This is a genomic window from Bacillus sp. HY001, from assembly GCF_007558965.1.
Lineage (GTDB): Bacteria > Bacillota > Bacilli > Bacillales > Bacillaceae_G > Bacillus_A > Bacillus_A mobilis.
The window spans coordinates 1-1,193 of record NZ_VLTE01000044.1 but is presented as its reverse complement, the minus strand read 5'-3'; the positions used below and the strand labels follow the sequence as shown (position 1 = coordinate 1,193).

Here is a 1,193-nt window from a genome sequence, read left to right as displayed (position 1 = left end):
TGCTTGGACGTGCACAACCAATCGCACGCTTCTTCTATCCTTCTGCGTCCCTCCATTGCTCAAACGATAAAGAGGTGGTACAGGAATATCAACCTGTTGTCCATCGCCTACGCCTGTCGGCCTCGGCTTAGGTCCTGACTAACCCTGAGCGGACGAGCCTTCCTCAGGAAACCTTAGGCATTCGGTGGACGGGATTCTCACCCGTCTTTCGCTACTCATACCGGCATTCTCACTTCTAAGCGCTCCACCAGTCCTTCCGGTCTGACTTCACTGCACTTAGAACGCTCCCCTACCACTGATACCATTGGTATCAATTCGCAGCTTCGGTGGTGTATTTAGCCCCGGTACATTTTCGGCGCAGAGTCACTCGACTAGTGAGCTATTACGCACTCTTTAAATGGTGGCTGCTTCTAAGCCAACATCCTAGTTGTCTAAGCAACTCCACATCCTTTTCCACTTAATACACACTTTGGGACCTTAGCTGGCGATCTGGGCTGTTTCCCTCTTGACTACGGATCTTATCACTCGCAGTCTGACTCCTAAGGATAAGTCATTGGCATTCGGAGTTTGACTGAATTCGGTAATCCGATGAGGACCCCTAGTTCAATCAGTGCTCTACCTCCAAGACTCTTACACTTAAGGCTAGCCCTAAAGCTATTTCGGGGAGAACCAGCTATCTCCAGGTTCGATTGGAATTTCTCCGCTACCCACACCTCATCCCCGCACTTTTCAACGTGCGTGGGTTCGGGCCTCCATTCAGTGTTACCTGAACTTCACCCTGGACATGGGTAGATCACCTGGTTTCGGGTCTACGACCACGTACTAAACGCCCTATTCAGACTCGCTTTCGCTGCGGCTCCGCCTCTTCAGCTTAACCTCGCACGGGATCGTAACTCGCCGGTTCATTCTACAAAAGGCACGCCATCACCCATTAACGGGCTCTGACTATTTGTAGGCACACGGTTTCAGGATCTCTTTCACTCCCCTTCCGGGGTGCTTTTCACCTTTCCCTCACGGTACTGGTTCACTATCGATCACTAGGGAGTATTTAGCCTTGGGAGATGGTCCTCCCAGATTCCGACGGAATTTCACGTGTTCCGCCGTACTCAGGATACATTCAAGAGAGAATGAAGTTTCGACTACGGGGTTGTTACCCTCTACGACGGACCTTTCCAGGTCGCTTCGTCTACCTC

1 rRNA gene is annotated in these 1,193 nt (G+C 51.3%); it reads right to left on the bottom strand.

Annotation, left to right across the window (positions count from 1 at the left end):
- Nucleotides 1-1,193, bottom strand: a 23S ribosomal RNA gene (locus FOT98_RS20280); the annotation flags it as partial.